The sequence below is a fragment of the Streptomyces sp. NPDC093064 genome, from assembly GCF_044754605.1.
GTDB lineage: Bacteria > Actinomycetota > Actinomycetes > Streptomycetales > Streptomycetaceae > Streptomyces.
Genome location: NZ_JBIVPK010000126.1, coordinates 1 through 3913 on the forward strand (window position 1 = coordinate 1; position 3913 = coordinate 3913).

The window sequence follows — 3913 nt, forward strand, 5'->3', positions numbered from 1 at the left end:
CCGTCGCGGCCAACCCAGACCACCGACGTCTGCGGGCTTCCGTCCGGGTTGACAGTGGCGAGGACGGCGGGAACCGGCGCATCGAGCAGCGCCCGGACGGAATCATTCAGCATGGCTGTCATTCGGGCGAAGCTATCTGCCGCCCGGATCGTCTCGCACCTGGATTTGGCCGACTGAGAGGTCAGGCCAGGGCGCAGGGCTACGCCTTGCGGTTCAGGTACCCGCAGGCGCGCTGCCGCCGCACCTCCCACTACGGATCGCTCGGCCCGACGCGAATGCCGCCCGCGCCCGTTCGCCGACACGCCGGATCCGCAGCCACGCGTCGATGCGAGACGGAACTTCAGAAGGGTCGTCTGCCAGTGATCCGGGCGCTGTCGGTTCTCATGAATATCGAACACGGCGCGGTCTGGGTGCCTCCCGAACTGCTGAACACGTGTCGACACTCGTGAACAGAACCACTCCTGCGGAGCTCCTACGGGCACGGCGACCCGTTGGCCGATGCACTCGGCTCGCTCCAGCTCCTCGGAGTCTCCGGCCGGCTCAGTGCCGTCGATCCGTACGGGGACACGTTGATGGCCTAGCGAGCCCGGTACCGCCGTCCGTCCGATGCGGCTTAACATTTCGTCACTTTGACGCTAATCCTGTGCTCAGCTTCAGCTTGGTCTGAGTGCTGGCGCCTTCTCATCGGAGGCGGACATCGGGCACGGTGTTGTGGAAGCGGGGAAGCCGGGGACCGACCACGTGAGCAATCTTGAAAACCGTCGTGACGCGAGTCACCGTGGGTTCAAATCCCACACCCACCGCGCATGTGAACGGCCCCTGAAGGTGTCGAGCGCAGACCCGTCCCCCTCATCACCCGGCCCGCGGCTGATCACCAAGAGAACCAACCGGGAGTGGCTGAGTAGACCTGTGGCGTGTAGTCGCAGTTGTTCTCGCTGGGGCGCTCGGCCACCATGTTCGCTGCCCGCTGTTCGCTGCCGGCGTCCACCCTGTCGGCTGCCACCACGAGGGCTAGGGCGGCCACCATGCAAGCAATGAGGAACGGGGGCCGCGAAGGCTTGCTCCTCACGGTCGCTGTCGCCGCGCCGACGACGGCCGTCAGGAAGACTCCTGCGACCAGCGCTAGAGCCACGAGCGTGAGGTGGTTCAGGGTTGGTGACTGGTGGCACAGCACGTATTGGCGGCCCGACCGGAAGCCCTGCACCCGCTCGAAGAGCGCGGCCAACCCAAGCGCCGAACCGAACGCAAAGACGTGCCACGGTCGCACATCGAAGTGCTGATCAGCCTTCATTCCGCTCACGGCTCCCCCAGTAGCTGCCCCGCCCCAGTGTGTGCCGCACCCTACATAGCGGTCGATGCAGCGACTTCGGCCGGGAGCCGCTTACCTCTGAAACGCCAGAGGCCCCGGATCTCTCCAGGGCCTCCGGTCTGTGCGTACTCGGCAGACATCCCACGCGGCTGGCGCGTCAAGCGGCCTGAGCGGGGACCTCTGTCGGCTGCTGGCTGGGGAAGGCCTTCGCCTCGTCGTAGGGGTCTGTAAAGTTAACGGTGGTTCTGGAGTTGTTAGTGGGTTAGCGGCGGGCGGCGGAGAGCCGACCGTCGAAGGTGATTTCGAAGGCGTTGAGTGCGGCCTTCCATCGCTGTGACCAGCGTTTGCGGGCCTGCCCCGTCGGGTCCAGGCTCATGACGGCCATGTAGACGCACTTGATCGCTGCCACCGAGCGTCTGCTCCACGATCCAGCGCTTGGCCTGCGGAACGAAGCCGGTGCCCTGGTCGGCGGGATTCCGCTCGACGATCTCGACGTCGATACCGACCGTGGTGCCGTGCTCGACGACGGTCTTCTTGAAGCCCTGGTCAACCAGCGCCTTCTTGACGGTGCCGATGGGGGCGACCTGGCCGAGCAGCGCGATGCCGAACGCGTTGTCGTGGGCGCTTGCGGCCAGCACGGTCACGGCGATGACCAGGCCGAGGACATCGACCGCCAGTCCGCGCTTACGACCCGGCACCTTCTTGGCCGCATCCTTCCCGGTCGTGGCCGCGGACACGTTTACCGCCGCGTGAACGCTCTGGGTGTCCATCACGACCAGACTCGGGTCCTCCGACCGCCCGGCCTTCTCGCGGACCTGCCAGCGCAGCAGGTCATTGATCTTCACGTCCGTGCCGTCGTCGCGCCACGCCGCGAAGTAGTAGTAGACGGCCGACTTCGGCGGCAGGTCGTGCGGGAGATAGTCCCACTGGCAGCCGGTCCTGCCCTGGTACAGGATCGCATTGACGATCTCCCGAATCTCGTAACGGCCCTGATGCCCCGTCGGCGACGGGTGGCCGGCTTTCCACGCCGAGATCACCGGCTCGATCAGCGCCCACCGCTCATCGGACAGGTCGCTCTTGTAGGGCTTGCGGTCACTCACCCGAACAGCCCAGCAGGACCAAGCAGCAGGACCAGCCCCAACCGCCCAAACCCACACGATCAGGCGATTGCAAAACCGCCATACCGGCTCAGAATGCCCTCTCAAAGGCCGTGACCCTGTGAGTTCCTCGTCGCGCAGGCGTCTTCGTCCCGTTCGAGAGCACGCCGGGTCGGCGCCTGCCAGGACCAGCCGTGCCGCTTCAACAGCCGCCACACGGTCGTCACCGACAGGCTCAAGTGGAACCGGCGCGAGATCACCTCCTGGATCCGGGCCAGCGTCCACCGCTGGTCCTCGAACCCGTGAGCTGCCGGCCCCTTGCCCAACTCCTCCTCCAGCACCGCGACCTGGGCCTCCGACAGCTATCCCTGCGGTATGCCGTTCCTATGCGGTATGCGCAGGGTGGGGGCCTGACCGCTGAGCGGCGGGCATTTCGTGAACGGATACGGCTTGAGGCCGCGGAGCAGTTCTCAGCCTCACTATCCTGCGCTGGGCACGCGTCAACGACCTGATTTTTCCACGCCGGTTGAGCGAGCAGGGAGCTGAACTTCCCTACGGCGTCCGCGACCTCAAACGGTATGACTGGGGGCACTTCCCGCCGGAGCTCCGCGCCACGGCACCGAGTAGTGCAACGCTCTGACGGGCTGCCTTCTTGGACCAGCCGGCCGTGTGCAGCCGCTGCGCCAAGGGTGGTGAGCAGCGGCTGCACAGCGTCTACAGCTGGGACTGGCTCCACCGTGCTGCCTGGGTCTTGGACCGGGGCCGCTATACGGGTTGGGAAGGATCGCGGCGCTTGTTGTCGAACTGGCGCTTTGACAGCTGAATGGCCAAGTCAGGCCGCGTGGTGGGCTGGTGATGTCCGGCCTCGGAGGACCGGGTCGTTACGCAGTCGGATGAACGTGACGAGCAGGGCCAGTGCCTGCAGCAGGGCGCATACCCGGATGACGTCGGTGAGATAGGGCGCTGGGGTGAGGGCGAGAAGGATGCCCGCGATGGGGAAGGGCAGCAGCAGGAGCAGGATGGTCAGGGAGAGGGTCGTGCCGAAGGCCGCGGGTGGGATGACCTGCGAGCGGAGGGTGCGCAGGACGATGGTGAGTCCTCCGTCGGCGGCCATGAAGAGCAGGTCGGGGCGCTCGACCGGTCGCGTACCGCTCGGCCGCGTAGACCTCTTCGAGTTCCTGGCCGGGCAACCCGGTCGGCGGCATCCCCGCGATGGTCCGGTGCGCCGGAAAGCCATGCCCTCGCGAGAGCCCACCCGCAGGGTCCGGGCGCATTCGACGCCGGCGATGAACCGGACCGTGCCACCGGTGCGCACCGACAGGTTGACGGCTCGTCGAGCACGCCTACCAGCCGGTGCAGGAGGTGCGCCAGGGCCGTGGCCCTCAGCTCGGACGGGTCGTGTCCCTTCTCGTGCAACACCGTTGCGTTTAGCCACCGTTGGTGGTGTCAAGGCCGCCTTCCTTGATCATCTCGAAGTGAAGGGTGTATGCCTGTGCTGTTCTGGGGT

General features: G+C 66.5%; 4 protein-coding genes and 1 pseudogene. All 5 read right to left on the reverse strand.

Features of this window, described 5'->3' with window-relative positions:
• Nucleotides 1–620 (reverse strand): pyridoxamine 5'-phosphate oxidase family protein (locus tag ACIQFZ_RS43200; RefSeq protein WP_402693975.1); only part of this gene is annotated, 620 nt, incomplete at its 3' end.
• A 251-nt stretch (nucleotides 621–871) separates the two neighbouring features.
• Nucleotides 872–1291 (reverse strand): hypothetical protein, encoded by a 420-nt coding sequence (locus ACIQFZ_RS43205; protein ID WP_402693976.1) that lies wholly within the window; start codon nucleotides 1289–1291, stop codon nucleotides 872–874.
• 272 nt (nucleotides 1292–1563) lie between these two features.
• Nucleotides 1564–2409, reverse strand: a complete 846-nt coding sequence (locus ACIQFZ_RS43210; RefSeq protein ID WP_402693977.1) for an IS5 family transposase — start codon at nucleotides 2407–2409, stop codon at nucleotides 1564–1566.
• 101 nt (nucleotides 2410–2510) lie between these two features.
• Nucleotides 2511–2747, reverse strand: coding sequence for a winged helix-turn-helix domain-containing protein (locus tag ACIQFZ_RS43215; RefSeq protein WP_402693978.1), 237 nt, complete (start codon nucleotides 2745–2747; stop codon nucleotides 2511–2513).
• Between the two features lie 491 nt (nucleotides 2748–3238).
• Nucleotides 3239–3526, reverse strand: a pseudogene (locus tag ACIQFZ_RS43220) (MFS transporter); the annotation flags it as partial.
• Nucleotides 3527–3913 lie beyond the last annotated feature (387 nt).

Coding starts and splice junctions, on each gene's coding strand:
- ACIQFZ_RS43205 (WP_402693976.1), bottom strand. CDS start 1,291: ATGAAGGCTGATCAGCACTTCGATGTGCGACCGTGGCACGTCTTTGCG.